The organism is Kosakonia oryzendophytica (assembly GCF_027886705.1).
GTDB classification, from domain to species: Bacteria; Pseudomonadota; Gammaproteobacteria; order Enterobacterales; family Enterobacteriaceae; genus Kosakonia; species Kosakonia oryzendophytica.
On the sequence record NZ_CP115659.1, the window covers coordinates 3,806,658 to 3,828,814 of the forward strand.

A 22,157-nucleotide genomic window follows, 5' to 3' on the forward strand; every position below is an offset into this window, starting at 1 on the left:
TGCGTTGGTGCAACACACGTTGAATGATCTGCGTACTGCCCGGTTGTCCGGGCGTTTTCTTTACGCTAACGGCATCGCCGGGAGCTGGGTAGTTAGCAAAAATACTAGTTTTGCGTCCTCTCACGGGCGGCACCGGAATTGCATACCTTCGTTGAGGTGACGGTGAATTTGCACAAACCATGCCCGTGGCATGGCGGCACGTAACGTGAGGGGGTAATGATGCGGGTTGAAATCGAACGTCCTGCCGCTGCGGACGTCAACAGGCTGGAAGAGGCTTTCGACGGGCTGTTCGCGCAAACGCAAGCCCTGGGTTTTGATGCGGTGATTTATGACTACACGCCGGTTCCGCGCTCGCTGGAAGGCGACCTTATCACGCCCTCGCTGCTGGAAATGCGCAATGTACCGCAAGACATGCGCCAGCTGTGGTGTGAACGGGGTTACTACCAGGTGGACCCGGTTCAGCACTTTGCGCTGGAAAGCTGCGCGCCGTTTGTCTGGTCCTATCAACGCCCGGATCGCAGCGTGTTGCAGGGACGGCTGGATAACGCCGCACGGCAAGTGACCCATTATATGCGCGATCACAATATGCCGTGCGGCGCGACGGTGCCGTTGCATCTGCCAAATGGCGGGTTTGTTACGCTGACCGGTATTGTTGCCCGCCAGCAGCAGGAGCGGGATATCAGCGATACGCTGGCGCAACTGACGTTTCTCGCGCACCGCTTTCAGGAGTCGGCGTTTCCGCTGTTCGACGCCTCAATGCGCACCTGTCGCCATGTCAAACTGAGCAACCGCGAGCGCGAATGCCTGGCGTGGTCCGCAGAAGGACTGACGGCTAAAGAGATTGCCCGCAAACTGCACCGTTCGGTAGCGACGGTCACGCTGCATTTGAACACGGCCGCCAAAAAACTCGGCGCGACAAACCGCGTGCAGGCGGTGGTCCGCGCATTGCACTACCGTTTGCTGGACAGTTAAGAACTAGCATTTTTGCTAGTGTTCAGTCGTGCCGTCGACGTTCTAACCTGAAAGTCGGTTCACTTAACAGGGTAAACGTCATTCATGTACACCATTCGCGAAGGCTATGCCCCCTTCCGGGAATACCAGACCTGGTTTCGCATTTGCGGCGATCTGCACAACGGACAGACGCCGCTGGTTGTCGCCCACGGCGGACCGGGCTGCACCCACGATTACGTCGACGCCTTCAGAGATATCGCCGAAACCGGGCGCGCAGTGATCCACTACGATCAGTTGGGTAATGGTCGCTCGACCCATCTGCCGCATAAAAGCCCGGATTTCTGGCACCCTTCGCTGTTTCTCGACGAACTGAACAATTTACTGCACACGCTGGCAATTGCCGATGATTACGCGCTGCTCGGCCAGTCCTGGGGCGGCATGCTGGCGGCGGAGCACGCGGTAAATCAACCGCAGGGCTTAAAAGCCGTGATCATTGCTGACTCCCCGGCGTCGATGGCGTTATGGCTGGAGGGCGCGGCAAAGCTGCGGGCAGAGCTACCGCCGGATGTACAGGCAACACTGCTGAAACATGAAGCGGCGGGCACGCTGGACAGCCCGGACTATAAAGCCGCAAGTCAGGTGTTTTATCAGCGCCACGTTTGTCGCCTCTCCCCCTGGCCTGACGAGGTAAAACGCACCTTCGCGGCGATGGATGCCGACCCCACGGTGTACCACGCAATGAATGGCCCGACGGAATTTCACGTTATCGGCAGTATGAAGAACTGGACGATTATCGACAGGCTGCACCGGGTTCGCGCGCCAACGCTGCTGATTTCCGGGCGCTACGATGAAGCCACACCGGAAGTCGTTCAACCGTTTATGGACAATATTACCGGGGCGCAATGGGTGATATTTGAATCCTCCAGCCATATGCCCCATGTCGAAGAGCGGCAGTTGTGCATGAAGACCGTCAGTGACTTTTTAGCGAAAACCTGTTGATGTACTTCGCAACACCGTGTTGATTGTGTTTGTTCTTTTTTAAGCGCCGCAAGGCGCTTTTTTTAACGCTTTTACGCCCGCAGCGCTATTAGCCGATGGCCGCTCTGCGCCACTGCGCATGGCGGCATACACCGAGCACAACTCCTGCAGGCTACGGGTGCCGGTGCGCTTCATCATGCCGTTACGCTGCACGCTAACGGTAGTCGGGCTCACGCCGCGAATGCGGGCGATATCATCTACTGAATGCCCACGCAGCAATAATCGCATGACCTGTTGTTCGGCACGGGTGAATTTGAAGGTGCGGTGGTGATAACCAGGATGTCGGTTTTGCTCCGACAGGAGTGTCATTACGTTTAGTGCCTGACGCAATTCTTCAGGGCGGATATTTTCCGCCAGGCACAATTTTACCAGTCCGGGGAAAAGCAGTGTGAGCGAATCAAAATGGCGTTCGGAAGAGATAAAAATGGCGTAATGACCGGGGGGATGAGAGAAAAACAACGCGTACATTTCCACAATATCCATACCCGTGGTCACGTATATTGCCGATTCGCTGTTGCGGGAATGGCGACGATTTTCCAGACGCAGTTCCCTGAGTATTTTTTCAATTCCATAAATGAAAAGGCGATCCTTCCCATAGATTGTCATGTAGGTACTCCAGAGGTAATGTTTTTATTTTGGCTCTCCGAAGACGGAGGCATTTACTGTTTTTCCTGATTGTTCTTGATGTTGTCAGGCAGATCAACTCGCCAGAACTGGCTTGTTGAGGCTTTGTTTATGCGGCAAAGAGAACAACGCGGTGATGATGTCTCTTATGTCTCGCTTATCGATGTTCCCAGTGTATTGCATTTTTTGTCAAATGTTCGCTTTTTATTCCAGGAATAAATTTATCACGCCATTTATTTACCCCCCAAAACATCATTATAACGGCCATGTAAATCTCCACACAAAATACATATAAATTTTTGATTTTAAATTATTTATTTTCAATGAGATTATCTTTATAACCGTATTTTTCTATTTTTTATTCTCTCCTTAAAGTTCGATCTTAGTCTCAAAACATCATTTCAAATTGTGTAAAAGTCCATTCCAGTTAATTCATCGTTATCGATTAAAACAAAGAAACCCGTTACTGAGTAATGATTCAATGATCCTTAACAACATATTCTGTGTGGTGAATCCCCCTAAGCGGTGGGGTCATGCTGATAGGAAATTAACCTCAATGAGGTTCCATTTTTATGGACGAATTGTGGAGATCGGCCTGCAATTCACCGGGAGGCACCCGGCACCACACGCCACTTTAAATATGCAGTCTCGCCGCGGTTATCTTTAGCAATAACCGGTAACTATATTCGGCATAATAATTAGACTTGCTAATTATATCACTTTGCAATGAGAGTGAATTATCCACTCCTCATTGAATTAAATCATCTGCAATTTTGCAGAGGACACCTTGTACCTTTTGACTATAAATAATAGGGGTTTTTATGTTACGCACGCTTTTATTCGTTACCGTACCTTTAATAAGCATTGCCGCCCATGCTGTGACATTTGATTATCGTCATGAAATTAATGACAGCGGAGGAAATAACCACAAAGACCGTTTATTAATGTCACACCGTTTTGCCAATGGTTTTGGTTTGTCGCTGGAGGGCAAATGGAAAGGTTCGCAGAATAAAGACAAGGCTTATCACGAAACGGTCAGCAACGGCACCGAAGTGGTTGCCAGCTATGTTTATAAAATCAACCCCACGTTTCAGATTGAGCCGGGGTTCTCACTGGATTCCAGTTCCAACTCTAACAATTACCGCCCGTATCTGCGCGGAAAAATGAACATCACCAGCGATGTCGGTGCCACGTTGCGCTACCGCCCTTACTATAAGCGCAACTCCGGCAATATCGGCACCACAAAAGAGACCAGCGAAAACGGCTACAACCTGACTGCTGTCATCTCCTGGAAACTGTTTAATGATTACCAGCTCGACTACGAACTGGATTACAAACACGCCACTTCTGCGGGTGTCCTGATTGCCGACAACGAAAACTATGACTGGTCACATGATTTTAAATTAACCTACAAGCTGGATAAAAACTGGTCGCCTTACGTTGCTGTAGGCAACGTGTCCGGCAGTAAATACACCGATGAACGTCAGACCCGTTATCGTGTAGGTGTGAAATATAACTTCTGATGTGAGGGGCAGGTTGTCCAAATGATTCAGGGATTTCGGTGGAAATCCCTTTTTAGGATGAGATGAAAAATGAAACGTTCAACACTGGCGCTCACAATGAGTCTGGTAAGCCTCTTCTCTTATCACGCCGCGGCACAGGAGAGCGCACGACTGAGCAGCGTAAAAACCTTTGCCGATACGGTTATTGATAAAGCTGGCGATAAACAGCACCCTGGCGTACCGTTGCTGGCAAATGGCGTGGATCCGCGCACCGGCAAGCAGATGGTGTGGATCTTCCCCGACGGGAGAACCGCCGTGCTGTCAAACTTTTCGGCGCAGCAGAACCTGATGCGCGTCCTGGTGGGGCTGAGTAATTTGACCGGCGATCCGACCTACAAGCAACTCGCCGAAAACAACGTGCGCTACTATTTCCAACACTATCAGGATAAGAGCGGCTTGCTGCTCTGGGGCGGGCACCGCTTTATTGATCTAAAGACGCTGCAACCGGAAGGGCCCAGCGAAAAAGAGAAAGTGCATGAGCTGAAAAATGCCTACCCGTACTACGAGTTGATGTTTGCCGTTGATAAACCCGCCACCGCACGTTTTATCCGCGCGTTTTGGAATGCGCATGTTTATGACTGGAAAATACTTGAAACCAGTCGTCATGGCGAATACGGCAAAGCAATGGGCAAGCTGTGGGCCAGCGATTTTGAACAACAGCCACCGTTCTTCGCCACCAAGGGGCTGAGTTTCCTGAATGCCGGGAACGACCTGATCTATTCCGCTTCCCTGCTCTGGCAATACGATCATGAACAAGGTGCCTTGACCTGGGCGAAGCGACTGGCGCAACAGTACGTGCTGCCCCGCGATAAAAAGACCGGACTGGGCGTTTATCAGTTCACCCAGGCGCTGAAACGCGCTGAAACCACCGACGACACGGATACCCACTCGAAATATGGCGATCGCGCACAGCGTCAGTTTGGCCCGGAATTCGGCCCGGACGCGCTGGAAGGCAATATGATGCTGAAAGGCCGCACCAGCACCCTCTATTCGGAAAATGCATTAATGCAGTTGGCGCTGGCAAAATCGCTGGGACGCGACGGCGAGGATATTAAAAAATGGACGCTGGATGGCCTGAAAGCCTTCGCCCACTACGCCTATGATGCGCAGACCAACAGCTTCCGCCCGATGCTGGCTAACGGCACCGATCTTTCGGGCTTCGTGCTCAAACGCGATGGCTACTACGGTAAAAAAGGAACGGTGCTTAAACCCTATCCGGCAGGCAACGAGTTTCTGCTCTCTTACGCCCGCGCCTGGACGCTGGAGCAGGACGCGGAGATATGGAAAGTGGCGCGCGGCATTGCGCAGGGCCAGGGGCTGGGAGACATTGGCGAACCAGGCGGTAAAAACAGCAAGCTGGATCTGAATACCCAAAACAGCGAACCGTACGCCATTTTCGCACTGATCGACCTGTCGCAATCCACCGGCAATAAAAGCTACCTTGAACTGGCGGATAAAGTAGCGAATAACATCCTCGCCAGCAAACGTCTGAACGGTTTCTTTGTTGACGATCCTGGCTATGTCTACGCCAACATCGATAACATCGCGCCTTACGCCCTGCTGGCGCTGGAAGCCGCGTTTCGTGGGAAACCGGATGCTGTCGCCCCGTTCCTGAATGGCGCGGGTTTCACCGAAGGGGCTTATCGCCTCGACGATGGCAGTGTACGTTACTCAACGCGTGATGATGAACTGTTCAGCCTGAAACCCGGCGAGCAGCTAAAACCGAACGGGAAAAAATAACCCATTTCACCCTCTCACGGCGTCGCCGTGGGAGGGATTACTGCCTTATCGTCCGGTGCCATCACCGCACCCAAAATAATAAAAAGGCTTTCACATTCCGGTTTGCGTTTTTTCTTAAAAGAAATAAAAACCAGAAAATTCAAAACAATAAAAAAAACGCATCCATTATGGTTGTTACTCAATTAACTCTAACTATTTTGACTTAATCTAAATTAATGTTAACGAGAGTATCTCCCGTGCCCAAAAATAAAAAACAGCCGCATCATAAAAACAGGCTCATACTCAATTAACAGGCATAATGTATTAAATAAATGCATCAATCTGCCGTTAATGATGATAAGAACCAGAACGATCTCAGTTTTACAGGGTATTGTATGAGTATAGCTGATGGCAAAACGCCCTATCCTCAGACCGGCAACACACATAGCATCATGAAACAAACCATCATTTTGATGGTTTCATTGATGAGTTTTATTTTTCTGACCATCTTGTTTGCACTGATTCAAACAGAAAATGACTTAATTCAGACGACCTATAAGCGTGACACCCATTTATTAGTCAAAGCGCTTGAAAATACGCAGGAAAACATCCGGTTGCATCTCGCCGATAACGCAGACTGGGACGAAGCGTATGATAATTTGCATCGCCAGATAAACACGCAGTGGGCGTGGGATGAGAAAAATCTGGGGGCATCGCTATACACCAAATTTGGTTATGACGGCGTATTTGTTATCTCGCCGACAGGCACCACACCTTACAGCGTTGTTGACGGGCAGTTGCAGACCATTTCGCTTGAGCAAGCTCTCGGCTTTAACCCCATTAATGCGTTAAAAAAAGAGCTGCTGGCCAACAACGGTCAGGCGATTTCGCATCTGGTTACGCGCAACGGAATGCCAGCAATCCTTTCTGCGGCCTGGATCATCTCTGACGATACCGATGACGTTATCAGACCGACTGATCGTTCGCTCATGGTGTTTATGGATACATTAACGCCCGCGAAACTGCAGCGGCTGGGGGAAGAGTACGGCATTAATCAGCTTACGCTCGCCACACCGGGTGCCAAAGGCAAAAATAAAGCCACGATTAACGTTGGCGACACATCACTTGAGCTGCAATGGAACAATAAAAACCCGGCGGATACGCTGTTAACCTGGGTGCTTCCCCTGCTGGTCCTGCTGATGACAACCTCCGTGCTTTTCGCCTGGAGTCTGGCGCGTAAAGCATTAGTCAGGGCGCGAATGAACGACGAAAAAACCTTCCTGCTGGAGCAGAGTCGTCAGGCGCTATCCACCAGCGAACGCCGTTTTCGCGATGTGGTGGAAACCACGACCGACTGGATCTGGGAAGCGGATGAACAATTGCGACTTACCTGGATTTCCACCCGTTTTCCGGTGGTCACCGGCAATCATATCGAAGAGTGGCTGGGGCGCAGTTTTCTCGACTTTCTGGACGGAGAAAACAGTACTCTCGCCGCCTGGCTTGAGTTACCACATCCTGGTCACTGCCTGACCCTCTCGCAATGTGGTTATGTCTCTGCGCTGGGTAACCCGCGCTTTTGTAACTTAACGCTCAAGCGTGTATTGCTGGCGGATGGTAGCCTTGGCTTTCGCGGCACCGCTACCGATGTCACACTGGAAGTGGAAACCAATGCGCGGATTCAATATTTGTCGCATCACGACGAAATAACCGGGCTCCCGAACCGCTTAATGATGAAAGAGTTTCTGGATGGTAAGCTGCTATCGAGCAATTCCCAGGCCGGAACGCTGGTCATGATGAGTATTGATATTAATGATTTTAAAGCCATTAATGACATGTACGGTCATGCGGCGGGAGATAAAGTACTGAGCGAAGTCTCAGAAAGATTACGTAAGTGTGTACGCAGCACCGACCTGGTTGCCCGCCAGGGTGGTGATGAATTTATTGTTATCTTACCGGATGTTGAAAACGAACAAGATATTCAGATGTTCTGTCAGCGGATCATTGCGGAAATTAACCAGCCGCTATTTATTCACGGCAATGACATTCATCTTGGTGTCAGCATCGGTATTGCACAATTACCAAAAGATGCACTGACCGCAAAAGATTTACTGCGCTACTCAGACATTGCGCTTTATAAAGCTAAAAACGCCGGCAAAAATAATTATGTCTTTTATCAGCCTGACATGGCGAGACAAATCGTACAACGCCGTGAACTTGAAAGAGAATTACGCGTTGCTATTAATGAGGGGCAACTGTTTTTGTTATACCAGCCGCGCTACGATCTTCGGAGCTCACGCATTACCTCTGTCGAAGCCCTGGTCCGCTGGCAACATCCGGGTTACGGCTTATTAATGCCGGATCTGTTTATACCGCTGGCGGAGGAGACCGGTATTATTGTGGATCTTACCGATTGGGTATTGCGCAAGGCGTGCGAAGAAGTGGGGCAACACTTTGAAAACATGTCTGTTTCCGTTAATATTTCTCCTGTTGAGTGCCGGGATCCATCGATGGTCTCACGGGTAAAAAATGCGTTGCAGAAAGCGGCATTCCCGGCATCAAGGCTGGAGTTAGAATTGACGGAGAATATTACGCTCAATGGGCCGGATACCACAAAATCAGTGATGCATGAGTTAAAATCATTAGGCGTCAAATTACTTATTGACGACTTCGGTACCGGTTATGCCTCACTGCATTATTTGAACTGTTTCCCCTTTGACGGCATCAAAATTGATAAGTCATTTGTCTTTGGGATGAACGATTCTGAAACCGCACACAAAATAGTGGAAAAAATCATTGGCCTCGGAAAAGATTATAATCTGGAGGTCACCGCTGAAGGTGTGGAAACACTGGAACAACTGGAACAGCTTAAATCTTATCAATGTGATATTGTTCAGGGCTATTTTATTAGCCGCCCCACAACCCTGGAAAAAATTAAACTTAACGCAAATTTTAGCGTTGAAAATAATTTATTAGCAACAGAAAAACGCTGAGTCTGCTAATTATCAATCCACTCACTACAAATATAATTTTTTTCTGTGACGAAACTACTGGAAAATTACCATTTCTTATGTTCTATTATCCGTAAATTGATTTAAATCAATTTCTATAGCATAAAACGCTTTTTCAAAAAACCAAAAGACCGTTTTATAAACGCCTGAGGCGTTCTGGTCACGATAACCAGGAGGGTAAAATAGCCGGACTGCAGGGCAAACCAACCTGAAGGGTAATATCTATTACCGGGGGAAACATGATGAAAATACTTCGCGATATAACTATCCGTAAAATGCTGCTGATTATTCTGTCGTTATTCAGCATTATCTGGGCAATGGCCACCTTTCTGACATTTCAGAACTTCTCAAGAATCGATAATTTATTAACGCAGAATGCTGAACAAAAAAATGCCTACTCATTACTGGTAAAAGGCAATGATCAGTATTTCCGCTCAGTAACCCGGATGTTACGCGCAGTAGATTTTCAACAGTCTGGCGACGAAGCTAACGCAGAAAAGACCTTTGCCTCCTCCGGTAAAGCGTTGGCCATCACACAAGATATGCTGGCGAAGTTTCGCCAGGCGCAGCACCCCGGCGTGGACAAAGAAGTGGTTGATACCATGGTTCGTGACTGGGAAAACCTGTTGAATAATGGCATCGTACCGATGCTGAATGCCGCACAAACGAAACAAACCGATCAGTTTCGCGAACTGTTTCGTAAAACATACCCGCCGCTGAGCGTACAGTTTGGCGCCACTGCGGAAAAATATACCCAGGCCATTCAGTCCAACGACTTACTTGATCAGACCCGTTCTCAGGTGGTCTTTAATAAATATGTCCTGATCAGCGCGCTGATAGCCGGTGTTTTGACGCTGTTCCTCACCGACCGCTATCTGGTGGGCTTCCTGGTCAAACCGATTGGCCTGATTAAACGTCACCTGGAATTGTTAACGGCAGGCAAGCTTAACCATGAACTGAATGAGTTTGGCCGTAACTGCGCCGGGCAATTGATTCCGTATATTCGGAGCATGCAGGAAAGCTTACGCACCACAGTTGAAACGATTCAAGATAGTTCAGGTGCCATTTATCGCAGCACTAACCAGATCCGTGAAGGTAATGATGAACTCTCCGGGCGTACCGATCAGCAGGCTGCCGCGCTGCAGCAGACCGCAGCCAGTATGGAAGAGTTAACATCGACCGTGCGCAATAATGCCGAAAACGTCCGCGACGCACGCAAACTGACAGAAGAAGCGCAACATACCGCACAGAAAGGGGGCGAAATCACCGCCACGGTGGTGAAGACGATGCACGGCATTTCCGAAAGCTCGCAGAAAATTGCTGACATCACCACGGTGATCAATGGCATCTCCTTCCAGACCAACCTGCTGGCACTGAACGCAGCAGTAGAAGCGGCACGTGCAGGCGAACAGGGTCGCGGTTTTGCCGTGGTCGCCAGCGAGGTTCGTGCATTGGCGCAAAGAAGCGCGCAGGCTGCGAAAGAGATCGAAACATTAATTCAGGAATCCGTCACCCGTGTGCAAACCGGTGCTGGTCAGGTTCAGGAAGCGGGCGGTGCCATGGCAAAAATTATCACCTCCGTTGAGCAGGTGAATAAATTAATGACCGAGATCTCCGTTGCTTCCGAAGAGCAGAGCCGCGGGATCGAACAGATCGGCCAGGCCATGACCGAAATGGATGGCGCGACGCAACAAAACGCCGTGCTGGTGCAGGAAGCGAAAGCAAACGCCGTTTCACTGGAAAAAGAAGCTGAGCGGTTAAACAAAGCCATCGCCCTGTTTGATTCCGGGGCAAGCCCGAGCCGACACACCGCTGAGAAGAGCAGTAAAAGTTTACGCAAACCTGCCAACCTGGCGCTGGTCTCATCCGGTGATAACTGGCAGTCGTTCTGACCCCTTTCAGCCTAATTGACTCTGCGCCTGAGGCCCCCCTCAGGCGTTTTTTTATGGCTTCAATCCACGAATAATTTACAACATATAATTGATATATATAGATTTATTAAGAATGGCGAAAAATAAACCTTGTGCTAATTTTTTGAGGTGCGGAAAAGAACAAGAGGGTCTTAGCATGAAGTTCAATGATGAGCAGACGGGACTCATTGGATTAGCCATTGGTGCAGCAGTGATTGGCCTGGTTGCAGAACGCAGGTCAATTAGCCGGGACACAATTATTGAAGAAATTGAACGGCAAGGCAGAAACCGGGGCGACGGCGTTGAAGGTGACATTTTTCTGAAAGCCGCGGAACTGGTGCGTAAAGGTGTGTGACAATCAGCCCGCCCGGGGGCTGATTGTTTAACCGGCATGGGTGTGTTATTTCACTGTACCTTTCACGCCATGCGGCTCGGCGCGCCGGTATTGCGGCGCGATTTGCACCGCACCATGCAGCGCTGCTGCGGCATGCCACGGCCAGCGGGGATCGTAGAGCACACCCCGCGCCAGGGCGATCAGATCGGCCTCTCCCTGCTGGAGAATGCTTTCAGCATGCTGCGGTTCCGTAATCAACCCAACGGCAATCACCGGCATCCGGGTCTGCTCACGCAGTGCTTTGGCGAATGGCACCTGATACCCCGCCGTCACCTTAATGCTCTGCAACGGCGAAAGCCCGCCGCTGGAGACGTGAACATAATCGCCGCCTGCCGCCTCAATGTTCTGCGTCAGCACCGTTGACTGAGCTAAATCCCAACCTCCGTCCACCCAGTCGGTGGCGGAGATACGAATCCCCACCGCCACCGCTGAAGGCACCGCGTCACGCACCGCACGGAAGACCTCCAGCGGGAAACGCATCCGGTTGTCGAGACTGCCGCCATACTCGTCACTGCGCTGATTAGAGAGCGGCGAAAGAAATTGATGCAATAAGTAGCCGTGAGCGGCATGGATCTCAATAAGCTCAATGCCCAGCGCCACCGCGCGCAGAGCGCTGTCCACAAAACCCTGTTTCACCCGCGCCAGATCCTGTGCTGTCATTTCTCGCGGCGCACGTTCAGCAGGGTCGTGGGGCAGATTCGATGCAGAAAATGTTTGCCAGCCCCCCTCTTCAATTGCGAGCTGCTTACCGCCTGACCACGGGGCGCTGACAGAAGCTTTACGCCCGGCGTGACCAAGCTGGATACCGATTTTTATCGGCGAATAGTGGCGAATATCCTCAATAACTTCACGCAGTGCTGCCTGCGTTTCATCATCCCACAGGCCGAGATCCTGGGGAGAGATGCGACCAGCAGGCTCTACCGCCGTGGCCTCAATAATCAGCAACCCCGCGCCAGATAACGCCAGGTTACCCAAATGGATGCGGTGCCAGGCGGTGGCTTTCCCATCGACGGCGGAATACTGGCACATCGGGGCTATGACGATACGGTTATCCAGTTCAACCTGACCCAGCTTAGCGGGTGAAAACAATTTGCTCATTCATCATCCTTATTCCGGCTGTTCAATGACGCGCCCGGACAGCAAAAGACAACATTATCAGCCTGTGACTCTCCGCCGGATGCCCGGGCGTGTCGTTGGCTGAACGTGCCCTTTTGGGGCTTTTCATTTTCAGAGCCTGTCTAAAACGGTTGAAATATCCCGTCGTTATAACTGTGTCACACCGCGCGTCGCCGCCTCGTCCCGCCACTGCAACAAGGGAACATACGCCTGGCGAGTGACCGGAGAGAAACCGCCAATCAACGCAGCCGCACAGCGCTCCTGATAGCGCACATCACTCACCAACTGGCGCAACGCCGACTGCAAGAGCACCACGGTCTTCGCGGGCGTTTGCCTGGCCGTGATCAACGGTAATCCTGGGGATAACGGGCTTTGCCCTATCACTGCCAGCCCCGTGAGTAACGCGGGCTGGTCGCGTTGCAACAGCGCGTATGTCACGCAATCAATCGCAGCAAGATCCGCCTTTTCCTGCTGGAGTTCAACCAGCGATTGCCGGTGGCTACCGCTAATGGTGATGTGGGAAAAGAAATGCGCTGCCCCCGGTAACTGCGCAACCCTATAGCGCAGGGCGTTATAGCCGGATTGGGAGTCCACGGCATTGCACACGGCACGGCGACCGCGAAAATCCGCCAGCGCTTTTCCGCGATCCGCTTCGCGCGCCACCAGCAGACTGCGATAGTGGATGCCTTCGCACCCCGGTGCCAGATAGTGAAAACAGCCTACGGTCTGCACCCCGCTCAGGGTGGTCATCAGCGGATAGCCGCAGGTCTGACTGAGTAAGAGATCATCCCGTTGCCAGTGGTTAAGCAAATCATCGCCGGGCCAACAGGGCTCCGCCCGCAGACCGTGGTCCGCCAGTATGGCTTGTAAGGCCTCCAGCAGTGCACGCGTGTGCGGGTGACACAGGTCATACATCGGCAACGCAATATTACTCATCGCGCTGTGGGAAACCAGGGTGTGCATTCACGTCCACCGGGGAAAATAAAAAGCGCCGTAACCATTCACTATAGCCGCGCACCAGAAAACCGCGATTACGCTGCTGCCAGGCGGCCCGGTCACGCAGATAAATCGTGCGTAAACCATACCAGGGCACACCGGGCAAATCATGGTGGATCGCATGATAATTCAGGTTGAGAAACAGGATGCGCCACGGCAGCGCCGCTTCGTTGATCACCGAACGCGCCAGCGGATCGTCTGCTGCCTGGTGTTCAAGAAATGAGCGGATTTTAGTGATAGCCAATGCCGGGTAACTCACCATCAGCACATACCACAGCGCCGGGAAGTCGCAACAGGCCAGCCAGGTGAAAACCACAGCCAGCAGCGCCATATGGACAATCCACATGGTTATCGTTTTACCTTGTCGCTGGCGGAATGCTCGCACCATGCCCGCCAGCAGTTGCCCGATGTCCAGTAACGGCGACAGCAGCAGACGGCCAATAAAAGTATTACGTAAATGAATAACCGTTTGCCGCCAGCCCGACAGGTGTTGCCAGCGATGAGGGGAAAAATAATAGGACTCCGGATCGTCTTCCGGCAGGGTCAGTAAATGGCTGCGATGATGCGCCAGGTGAGAGTCCCGGTAGAGACCGTAAGGATACCAGAGCGCCAGCGGCAGGATCCCCAGCAGTTGGTTGAACCAGGCAACACGCGTAGGGTGACCGTGGATCAGCTCATGCTGGACCGACATATACCAGCAGGTAAGCACCACCAGTAGCGCCGTTGCAGGCAACAGCCCCAGCGTTTTCCACCAGGCCAGCGTGGCGAACCAGCCGCTGTAGACCGCAATGATCACGCCCCAGGTAGGCAGTTCGCTGCGCCACACCCAGCTACGGGATAGCTGGCGGATAAAATCACGCTGCTGTTGATGTAAATAAACCGGACGCCCTTTCGCCATTCACGCACACGCTCGCTGCTTGCTCTTTTCAGCGCAACGATGCGAGAGGAAGCTGGAAATGACAACGTACTTAAATCACTTAGCTATTGCACAAAACGGAAAATCTCACACCCCCGCCGCTGACGGGGGCGTGTTGTTTCTCGCGCTTAAATCTGCGCCATACCGCCATCGACGAACAGCTCAGCACCGTTAATAAAGCTGGCGGCATCGGAGGCCAGAAACGCGACCACTTTGCCAATCTCTTCCGGTTCGCCGAGACGGCCCAGCGGCACTTGCGCGGCAAGCGCATCGAACAATCCCTGGCGATGTTCATCCGGCACCAGGTCCCCCAGACCCGGCGTACGCACCGGCCCTGGGCTGACCACATTCACGCGGATCCCGCGCCCTTGCAGATCCAGCGACCAGGAGCGGGCAAAGTTACGCACGGCCGCTTTACTGGCGCTGTACACACTAAAGTTGGCAGTGCCTTTGATCGAAACGGTCGACCCGGTCAGCACAATGGACGCGCCGTCAACCAACAGCGGCAGGGCTTTCTGTACAGTAAACAGTAATCCGCGTACGTTGGTGGCAAAAATCCGATCAAAATGCGCTTCCGTGATAGCGCCTAATGGCAACATATCGCCGCCGCCTGCGTTGGCAAACAGGATGTCGAGCCGCCCGGCGCTTTTGGCGATATGCGCATACACCGTGTCGAGATAGGACAGCACCGATGCATCAGCACGGAGGCCGGTGATGTCGTGGCCGATCTCCGCAACGGCGGCGTCCAGTTCTTTTTGCCGACGACCGGTAATAAACACGCGTGCCCCCTGCGCCACCAGCTCTTTCGCCGTTGCCAGACCGATCCCGCTGGTCCCGCCCGTTACCAGCGCAATTTTTCCGCTCAATGCAGTGTTCATGATGTATTCCTCATATTCAGTATCGGGTTAATGGATTCACCTGAACGTTCACCGCTTGTCGCCTCAGGCATGGCGGTAATGTAGCGCCGGGACTTTTATTGAAAAATAGTGAAAAATGAAAATGACTATTCACCACTGTGTATAATCATGCAGAACATTGCAGGAGAAGATCATGGATCAGTTAATGGCCATTCGGGCTTTTGCCCGCGTCGTGGAAGCAGGCAACTTTACCCGGGCGGCGGATTCGCTGGAGATGCCGAATGCAACGCTGAGCAAATTGGTGCAGGAGCTGGAAGCGCACCTCGGCGTTCGCCTGCTGCAACGCACCACCCGGCGGGTCACCGTCACGCCGGAAGGCCGCGATTACTATGAGAAAACGTCACGTATTCTGCGCGATCTGGAAGATATTGATACCGGCTTTAACGCGGCGCGCAGCACACCACGCGGCCAGTTACGCGTTGATGTAGGCGGTTCGACAGCCAGAGAGGTGTTGATCCCCGCCCTGCCCGATTTTATGGCGCGTTACCCGGATATTCGTCTCGATCTGGGCGTGTCAGATCGCGCGGTGGATTTGATCAGCGACAACATTGACTGTGTGATCCGTGGTGGCCCACTGGATAACTCGTCGCTGATTGCCCGCCATATTGGCGCGGCGACGCTGATCACCTGCGCAACACCGGGTTACCTGCAAACGTTCGGCACGCCGGCTTATCCGCAGGAGCTGAAAAATGGTCACCGGCTGGTCAGTTATCTCTCCCCGCAAACAGGCAGAGCGTTCCCTTTCCGCTTTGCCCGCGATGGCGAAAAAACCGAGATCAAAGTCGACCACCGCATTGGTATTAATGAGAGCAACGCCCATCTCGCCGCCGGGCTGGCGGGACTCGGCATCATCCAGACGTTCAGTTATGCCGCCTGCGCGGCGCTGAAAGAGGGGGCACTGGTGGAGATCCTCAGTGCGTGGCGCCCGGCACCGTACCCTTTCCACGTGGTCTACCCGCAAAACCGCCACCTCACGCACCGCCTGCGCGTTTTTATTGACTGGCTGCTGGAATGTTTCCCGGCGCGGATCAGCGGTCGCGTGATGAAATAAAAAAAATAGCGTGCGGAAAATATTATCCCGTTAAACATTGCTGAATAAAAAAACATCATGTAGAAAATATGAATAAAATATGTGTTAAATAAGTAATCTTGTATCTTTAATAGATTTTCAATAATGCAAGCTCATCCTAAAAACATTTTAACCTACTGTTTATAAACGACATTATATTTGGCAAAGTTTGAATGATTATTATCTTGATAATCAATGCTGTTTCCACTACCGTCGTTAGTGCATGATTTAGCTTGCTAATAACGTCATGTATTAACCTCTCTCGCTTTATTCCTTTTTCGCTGGCGCTGAAAGGCCGGGTACCGGCTTTACCTTATCTTTAACGCCACGGCATAAGGAGGCGTCACGACGTCTGCAAAATGCGTCGGCAGTGGAAAGCGAGAATCGAGCGTACAAGAAGAAAACAGGGAATATGGCATGAAACATACTTCGCACTACTCACTGGCCATGCTGGTTCACATGGCTCTCTGGGGACTGGCGCTTCCGGCATACGCCGCTGACACCAACAATACGTCTGACGCCACCCAGAAAACCGACAGCACAAGCACAGCCGCGCAAAATGAAGATACGCTGGTCGTGACGGCCGCTAAACAGACCTTACAGGCCTCCGGCGTTTCCACCATTACGGCGGATGAAATCAGCAAACATCCCCCCGCACGGGATGTGTCGGAAATTATCCGTACACAACCCGGCGTAAACCTGACGGGTAACTCCACCAGCGGACAGCGGGGAAATAACCGCCAAATCGATATTCGCGGCATGGGACCGGAAAATACGCTGATCCTCGTTGATGGCAAACCGGTCACCAGCCGTAATGCCGTACGCTATGGCTGGCGCGGCGATCGCGACAGCCGCGGCGACAGCAGCTGGGTACCGGCGGAAATGATCGATCATATCGACGTGATCCGTGGCCCGGCTGCCGCGCGTTATGGCAACGGTGCAATGGGGGGGGTCGTCAACATCATCACCAAACCGAACCAGAACGAATGGCACGGCTCCTGGAACACTTACCTGAACGCACCGCAGCATCGCAAAGAAGGCGCGACAAAACGCACCAACTTCAGTCTTAACGGCCCGGTTTCGGATACCGTCAGCGTTAACCTGTGGGGCAACCTGAGTAAAACCCAGGCCGATGCGCAGGACATTAACTCCGGCCACGAAGCGGCGCGCACCGGCACCTATGCGGGTTCCTATCCGGCGGGTCGCGAAGGGGTAATCAACAAAGATATCCATGGCAAAATGCGCTGGGAGTTTGCGCCGATGCAGGCGCTGGAATTTGAATCCGGCTACAGCCGCCAGGGCAACCTGTATGCGGGCGACACGCAGAACACCAACACCAGTACGCTGGTGAAGAGCAAATACGGCAAAGAGACCAACCGCCTCTACCGACAGACCTATGGCGTGACCTGGACCGGCGGTTGGGACAATGGCGTCACCACCAACACTTACGCTCAGTATGAGCGCACCCGCAACTCAAGGATCAATGAAGGTCTGGCTGGCGGCACGGAAGGGATCTTCTCCAGCGATAAATTCTCCGATATCGACCTGGCGGATGTACTGCTGCACAGTGAGATCAACATCCCCTTTACGCTGGGTGTGGACCAAAACCTGACCGTCGGTACCGAGTGGAACCAGCAAAGGATGAAAGACGGGGTATCCACCACCCAGTCGCTCTCGTATGGCTCGATCTCCGGCATCGACAGCACGGGTCGTAGCCCTTACTCCAGCGCCGAGATTTTCTCTCTGTTCACCGAAGATAACCTTGCTCTCACCGACAGCACCATGCTGACCCCGGCGCTGCGCTTTGATCACCACAGCATTGTGGGCGATAACTGGAGCCCGTCGCTAAACCTGTCGCAGGGGCTGGCGGAAGACTGGACGCTGAAACTGGGGATTGCCCGCGCTTACAAAGCGCCGAACCTCTACCAGCTCAACCCGAACTATATTCTCTACAGCAACGGTCAGGGTTGCTACAACAGCAGCGCCGCCTGTTACCTGATGGGTAACGACGATCTGAAAGCCGAAACCAGCGTCAACAAAGAGATCGGTATTGAGTACAAGCACGACGGCTTCCAGACGGGCATTACCTGGTTCCGTAACGACTACCACAATAAGATCGAGTCTGGTTACGCCGCCGTCGGCACCGCCAGCAACGGCAAAACCAGTATCTATCAATGGGAAAACATTCCCAAAGCGCTGGTGGAAGGTCTGGAAGGCACACTAAATGTGCCGGTAAGCGAGACCGTTAACTGGACCAACAACATGACCTGGATACTGCAAAGTAAAAATAAGAAGACCGGCGATCGTCTGTCGGTGATCCCGCAATTCACGCTGAACTCTGCGCTCTCCTGGCAGGTGCGTGACGATCTCTCTTTGCAAAGTACCTTTACCTGGTACGGACGCCAGAAACCGAAACGCTTTAACTACAAAGGTGAGGCAGTCTCCGGTAGCGAGCTGAATGAAGTCAGCCCGTACAGTATCGTTGGCCTGAGTTCGACCTGGACGGTGAATAAAAACCTGAGCCTGACCGGCGGCATTGAGAATATCTTTGATGTCCGCCATTATCGCGCAGGTAACGCCCAGACCACCGGTAACTCCACCACGGGCGCTTATCTGTATGGCGCAGGCGCGGAGACCTATAACGAATCCGGCCGTACCTTCTATGTCAGCGTCAATACGCATTTTTGATGCTCATCGCCATGCCGGAATATAAGGATATTCCGGCTTTTTATTCAGCAACGCGCGGTATGCCTGCATTGTTATATATGATGACAAAATCTTCACCGCTTCTGCATAATCCGTTCACGGTGTAGGTTTATTATTGCCTCGTTGGTTCTGCTGGAAATGAATTCCGTCAGGGTCAATAGTGGCGCAATGCCGCTCCTTCATATGTAGTACCTCTTCCCCCCTTCCAAATCCCAACCGCAGCAATGCGGTGAAGGGGGGAACCCCACGCGTTTCCCGGCCCGTATCATCCAGCTCTCTGCTATTACCGCAGACGTTTGTTCAGTTCATTTGCCAGAATATAGCCACGTTAGAGACAGGGTTTTCTTTAATGAATAAAACGTCGACACCAGCCCCATAATTTATTCATGCTGACTCCATTTTATCTGGCGTATTAAAGGTTATTGTTATCGCGTTCTTTGTTTTATTCAAAGGACTGTAATCCTAACAAACTTTTCCCCCTTCCCCCCGTTGAAGAAGGGGGCTTTTTTTGCATTTAATACGCAAAATAAAACAACATTAGATTCATCGCCGACGCCATTTTGATGGAATAGTTGCAAAAAAGTTCCATCATTAAATAACTTTTTACTCACCGGGATTATCCATTCTTTCTCCATTGTTTCACCATAATTAAATGTGATTCTGCGTTTTTATTCGGGGTGTTTTGGGTAAATTCGATCGTTGTTCAGGGATCGCCCAGAGTTAACTTCGGCAGGCTCTCTACGCTATATATCTCTTAGACGACATATTCATGTTTAAAAAACGCAATATCATCGCCGGACTTTTGCTCTCTCCTTTCGCCTTGCAGGCCGCCACCACGTACCGGATAGATGACATCCGTTTCGACGGGTTGCAGCGTGTCACCGTTGGCGCAGCATTGTTAAACATGCCAGTAAGAACAGGCGAAGACGTGAGCGATGACGATATCAGTGAGTCAATACGCGCGCTGTACGCCAGCGGAAACTTTGAGAATGTGCAGATCCTGCGCGACGGCAGCACATTATTGGTTAACGTAAAAGAGCGGCCGACCATCGCCAAAATCAGCTTTTCCGGCAATAAAGCCATTAAAGATGAATTATTGAAGCAGAACTTAAGCGCCAGCGGAATTGATGAAGGCGGATCCCTCGATCGTAATAACCTGGCGAATATTGAAAAAGCGCTACAGGATTTTTATTACAGCGTTGGGAAATACAGTGCGCAGGTGCATGCGGTGGTCACCCCATTACCGCGCAATCGCGTGGATTTAAAATTTGTTTTCCAGGAAGGCGTTTCAGCACAAATTGCTCAAATCAATATTATTGGCAACCAGGCTTTTAGCGAGGAAACGCTGCTCAATCAGTTACAGTTGCGTGACCAGCTGCCGTGGTGGAATGTTATTGCCGATAAAAAATATCAGAAGCAAAAATTAGAAGCCGATATTGAAACACTGCGCAGTTATTATCTCGACAGAGGTTATGCGCGCTTTGATATCACCTCAAGCCAGGTCAGTATGACCCCGGATAAAAAATCGTTATACATCACCATCGCTATTTCCGAGGGTGAGCGTTATCAGGTCACCGGCACAACGGTAACCGGTGATCTCGTGCAGCACAATGAAGAAGTTAACGCGCTGGCGAAAGCGCTTGAAGGCAAAACTTACAGCGGCGCAGCCATTACCGGCATGGAAAGTAATATCAAAAAGCTGTTTGGCAAATATGGTTACGCCTGGCCGCAGGTGAAAACGCAGCCTGAAATCGACGATGGTCAAAAAACCGTCCGCCTGCATATTAACGTGAATGCGGGTCGTCGTTACTCCGTGCGCCAGATCCGCTTTGAAGGCAATGATACGTCTCGCGACAGAGTATTACGTCGACAAATGCGTCAAATGGAGGGGTCATGGCTGAACGACGACAAAGTGCAGCAAGGGAAAGAGCGCCTCGATCGCACCGGCTTTTTTGAAACCGTCGACACCCAGACGGTGCCGGTTTCCGGCGTCCCGGACCAGGTCGATGTGGTGTATAAGGTGAAGGAACGCAACACCGGCTCCTTTAACTTCGGTATTGGTTATGGCACCGACAGCGGCATTAGCTATCAACTGGGCGTCACTCAGGACAACTGGCTGGGTTCGGGCAACAGCGTCAGTTTCAACGGCACGCGCAGCAGCTACCAATCCTATATCGAGCTGGGCATCACCGATCCCTGGTATACCGTTGATGGCATTAGCCTTGGCGGGAAAATTTTCTACAACAGCTACGACGCATCCGATGCCGATACCGGCAGCTATAACCAGCAAAGTTACGGGCTGGGCGGCAATTTGGGCTTCCCTATCAGCGAAAATAATACGCTCAATGTGGGGCTCGATTATGTGCATAACCGGATAACCAATATGGAGCCGGAGCTGAACACCTGGCGCTACCTCAACTCGCGCGGTATTTACCCGGATGTGGTCACCAAAGATGGCGACAGTAATGCGGAGTACAGCGCTAATGACTTCTTCACCAGCCTCGGCTGGAGCTATAACGATCTTGACCGTGGCTATTTTCCACGAGCGGGGAACAAAAGCAGCTTAACCGGGAAAGTCACCGTTCCGGGCTCGGATAACAGCTACTACAAGCTGACGTTTGATACGACGCAATATGTGCCGTTAGCCGAAAACAAAAACTGGGTGTGGATGGAGCATCTGCGTGCAGGCTATGCCGGTGGTTTGAATGGCAAAGAAGTGCCGTTTTACGACAATTTCTACGCGGGCGGTTCATCATCGGTGCGTGGTTTCTCGTCAAATACCATCGGTCCGAAATCGGCTTACTATCGCTGTAATGGTTCGGAAAGCAGCTACAGCGCCTGCCCGTTAAAAACCTCGTCCGATGCATCTGGCGGCAACGCAACGGTGGTGTTGAACAGTGAGTTTATTGTGCCGACGCCCTTCATTAGCGATAAATATGCCGACAGCGTTCGCACGTCGCTGTTTGTGGATGCCGGTACGGTCTGGAATACCACCTGGCGCAATACCGCACAAACCCAGGCGGCGGGACTTCCCGACTACAGCGCCCCCTATAATATTCGTTTTTCTGCCGGTATTGCTCTGCAATGGATGTCACCGCTGGGTCCGCTAGTCTTTTCCTGGGCGGAGCCGTTTAAAAAATATGACGGAGATAAAGCAGAGCAGTTCCAGTTTAATATAGGTAAAACCTGGTAACCGTTATAACGGACGATCTCTTACCCTTGCTTTGCGAA

At 51.8% G+C, this 22,157-nt stretch carries 16 protein-coding genes; 10 read left to right on the plus strand and 6 right to left on the minus strand.

Features of this window, described 5'->3' with window-relative positions; genetic code table 11:
• Window positions 1-216 precede the first annotated feature (216 nt).
• Both O9K67_RS18510 and O9K67_RS18515 read left to right on the plus strand, forming a co-directional pair.
• Complete coding sequence (locus O9K67_RS18510) at window positions 217-972, plus strand: LuxR family transcriptional regulator (protein ID WP_061496944.1); 756 nt, start codon at window positions 217-219, stop codon at window positions 970-972.
• A gap of 84 nt (window positions 973-1,056) precedes the next feature.
• A complete protein-coding gene (locus O9K67_RS18515) occupies window positions 1,057-1,950 on the plus strand; it encodes a proline iminopeptidase-family hydrolase (RefSeq protein WP_061496946.1) in 894 nt (297 codons plus the stop codon).
• A 39-nt stretch (window positions 1,951-1,989) separates the two neighbouring features.
• Here O9K67_RS18515 and O9K67_RS18520 read toward each other — a convergent pair whose 3' ends face one another.
• On the minus strand, window positions 1,990-2,595 hold the full coding sequence (locus O9K67_RS18520) for a helix-turn-helix transcriptional regulator (protein ID WP_061496949.1): 606 nt from the start codon (window positions 2,593-2,595) through the stop codon (window positions 1,990-1,992).
• An 839-nt stretch (window positions 2,596-3,434) separates the two neighbouring features.
• Between O9K67_RS18520 and O9K67_RS18525 the strand changes: the two genes are divergently transcribed.
• From O9K67_RS18525 to O9K67_RS18545, 5 genes are all read left to right on the plus strand, one after another.
• A complete protein-coding gene (locus tag O9K67_RS18525) occupies window positions 3,435-4,136 on the plus strand; it encodes an oligogalacturonate-specific porin KdgM family protein (protein ID WP_061496950.1) in 702 nt (233 codons plus the stop codon).
• 69 nt (window positions 4,137-4,205) lie between these two features.
• Window positions 4,206-5,915 (plus strand): pectate lyase, encoded by a 1,710-nt coding sequence (locus O9K67_RS18530; RefSeq protein WP_061496952.1) that lies wholly within the window; start codon window positions 4,206-4,208, stop codon window positions 5,913-5,915.
• Window positions 5,916-6,289: 374 nt separating this feature from the next.
• Window positions 6,290-8,884: a bifunctional diguanylate cyclase/phosphodiesterase gene (locus tag O9K67_RS18535; protein WP_061496954.1), complete on the plus strand. Its 2,595-nt coding sequence runs from the start codon at window positions 6,290-6,292 to the stop codon at window positions 8,882-8,884.
• A 260-nt stretch (window positions 8,885-9,144) separates the two neighbouring features.
• On the plus strand, window positions 9,145-10,794 hold the full coding sequence (locus O9K67_RS18540; RefSeq protein ID WP_061500096.1) for a methyl-accepting chemotaxis protein: 1,650 nt from the start codon (window positions 9,145-9,147) through the stop codon (window positions 10,792-10,794).
• Window positions 10,795-10,969: 175 nt separating this feature from the next.
• Window positions 10,970-11,167, plus strand: a complete 198-nt coding sequence (locus tag O9K67_RS18545) for a hypothetical protein (protein WP_061496956.1) — start codon at window positions 10,970-10,972, stop codon at window positions 11,165-11,167.
• Between the two features lie 45 nt (window positions 11,168-11,212).
• Here O9K67_RS18545 and O9K67_RS18550 read toward each other — a convergent pair whose 3' ends face one another.
• The 4 genes from O9K67_RS18550 to O9K67_RS18565 all read right to left on the minus strand — a co-directional run bounded on the left by O9K67_RS18550 (window position 11,213) and on the right by O9K67_RS18565 (window position 15,112).
• Complete coding sequence (locus O9K67_RS18550) at window positions 11,213-12,304, minus strand: NADH:flavin oxidoreductase/NADH oxidase (RefSeq protein WP_061496958.1); 1,092 nt, start codon at window positions 12,302-12,304, stop codon at window positions 11,213-11,215.
• 165 nt (window positions 12,305-12,469) lie between these two features.
• Entirely contained in the window at window positions 12,470-13,285 is an 816-nt protein-coding gene (locus O9K67_RS18555; protein WP_061496960.1) for a phosphate/phosphite/phosphonate ABC transporter substrate-binding protein, read from the minus strand.
• The gene (locus tag O9K67_RS18560) at window positions 13,251-14,216 is read right to left on the minus strand and encodes a fatty acid desaturase (protein WP_061496962.1); all 966 of its coding nucleotides are present in this window, start codon (window positions 14,214-14,216) and stop codon (window positions 13,251-13,253) included. The genes O9K67_RS18555 and O9K67_RS18560 overlap by 35 nt, the downstream gene beginning before the upstream one ends.
• Before the next feature lie 146 nt (window positions 14,217-14,362).
• A complete protein-coding gene (locus O9K67_RS18565; protein WP_061496964.1) occupies window positions 14,363-15,112 on the minus strand; it encodes an SDR family oxidoreductase in 750 nt (249 codons plus the stop codon).
• A 172-nt stretch (window positions 15,113-15,284) separates the two neighbouring features.
• Between O9K67_RS18565 and O9K67_RS18570 the strand changes: the two genes are divergently transcribed.
• Both O9K67_RS18570 and O9K67_RS18575 read left to right on the plus strand, forming a co-directional pair.
• Complete coding sequence (locus tag O9K67_RS18570; RefSeq protein ID WP_061496966.1) at window positions 15,285-16,202, plus strand: LysR family transcriptional regulator; 918 nt, start codon at window positions 15,285-15,287, stop codon at window positions 16,200-16,202.
• A 435-nt stretch (window positions 16,203-16,637) separates the two neighbouring features.
• On the plus strand, window positions 16,638-18,908 hold the full coding sequence (locus O9K67_RS18575) for a TonB-dependent siderophore receptor (RefSeq protein ID WP_061496968.1): 2,271 nt from the start codon (window positions 16,638-16,640) through the stop codon (window positions 18,906-18,908).
• 464 nt (window positions 18,909-19,372) lie between these two features.
• Here O9K67_RS18575 and O9K67_RS18580 read toward each other — a convergent pair whose 3' ends face one another.
• On the minus strand, window positions 19,373-19,561 hold the full coding sequence (locus O9K67_RS18580; RefSeq protein WP_061496970.1) for a hypothetical protein: 189 nt from the start codon (window positions 19,559-19,561) through the stop codon (window positions 19,373-19,375).
• A 134-nt stretch (window positions 19,562-19,695) separates the two neighbouring features.
• Here O9K67_RS18580 and bamA point away from each other — a divergent pair, with 134 nt between their 5' ends.
• Window positions 19,696-22,119 carry an outer membrane protein assembly factor BamA gene (gene bamA / locus O9K67_RS18585; protein ID WP_061496972.1) on the plus strand — a complete coding sequence of 808 codons (2,424 nt, stop codon included), beginning with the start codon at window positions 19,696-19,698 and terminating at the stop codon, window positions 22,117-22,119.
• Window positions 22,120-22,157: the final 38 nt, after the last annotated feature.

Excerpts from the sequence above, each read along its gene's own strand:
- O9K67_RS18560 (WP_061496962.1), bottom strand. The coding sequence starts at position 14,216 with ATGGCGAAAGGGCGTCCGGTTTATTTACATCAACAGCAGCGTGATTTT.
- O9K67_RS18520 (WP_061496949.1), bottom strand. The coding sequence starts at position 2,595 with ATGACAATCTATGGGAAGGATCGCCTTTTCATTTATGGAATTGAAAAA.
- O9K67_RS18510 (WP_061496944.1), top strand. The coding sequence starts at position 217 with ATGATGCGGGTTGAAATCGAACGTCCTGCCGCTGCGGACGTCAACAGG.
- O9K67_RS18525 (WP_061496950.1), top strand. The coding sequence starts at position 3,435 with ATGTTACGCACGCTTTTATTCGTTACCGTACCTTTAATAAGCATTGCC.
- O9K67_RS18555 (WP_061496960.1), bottom strand. The coding sequence starts at position 13,285 with ATGCACACCCTGGTTTCCCACAGCGCGATGAGTAATATTGCGTTGCCG.
- O9K67_RS18515 (WP_061496946.1), top strand. The coding sequence starts at position 1,057 with ATGTACACCATTCGCGAAGGCTATGCCCCCTTCCGGGAATACCAGACC.
- O9K67_RS18550 (WP_061496958.1), bottom strand. The coding sequence starts at position 12,304 with ATGAGCAAATTGTTTTCACCCGCTAAGCTGGGTCAGGTTGAACTGGAT.
- O9K67_RS18530 (WP_061496952.1), top strand. The coding sequence starts at position 4,206 with ATGAAACGTTCAACACTGGCGCTCACAATGAGTCTGGTAAGCCTCTTC.
- O9K67_RS18535 (WP_061496954.1), top strand. The coding sequence starts at position 6,290 with ATGAGTATAGCTGATGGCAAAACGCCCTATCCTCAGACCGGCAACACA.
- O9K67_RS18580 (WP_061496970.1), bottom strand. The coding sequence starts at position 19,561 with ATGGAGAAAGAATGGATAATCCCGGTGAGTAAAAAGTTATTTAATGAT.
- bamA (WP_061496972.1), top strand. The coding sequence starts at position 19,696 with ATGTTTAAAAAACGCAATATCATCGCCGGACTTTTGCTCTCTCCTTTC.
- O9K67_RS18570 (WP_061496966.1), top strand. The coding sequence starts at position 15,285 with ATGGATCAGTTAATGGCCATTCGGGCTTTTGCCCGCGTCGTGGAAGCA.
- O9K67_RS18540 (WP_061500096.1), top strand. The coding sequence starts at position 9,145 with ATGAAAATACTTCGCGATATAACTATCCGTAAAATGCTGCTGATTATT.
- O9K67_RS18545 (WP_061496956.1), top strand. The coding sequence starts at position 10,970 with ATGAAGTTCAATGATGAGCAGACGGGACTCATTGGATTAGCCATTGGT.
- O9K67_RS18565 (WP_061496964.1), bottom strand. The coding sequence starts at position 15,112 with ATGAACACTGCATTGAGCGGAAAAATTGCGCTGGTAACGGGCGGGACC.
- O9K67_RS18575 (WP_061496968.1), top strand. The coding sequence starts at position 16,638 with ATGAAACATACTTCGCACTACTCACTGGCCATGCTGGTTCACATGGCT.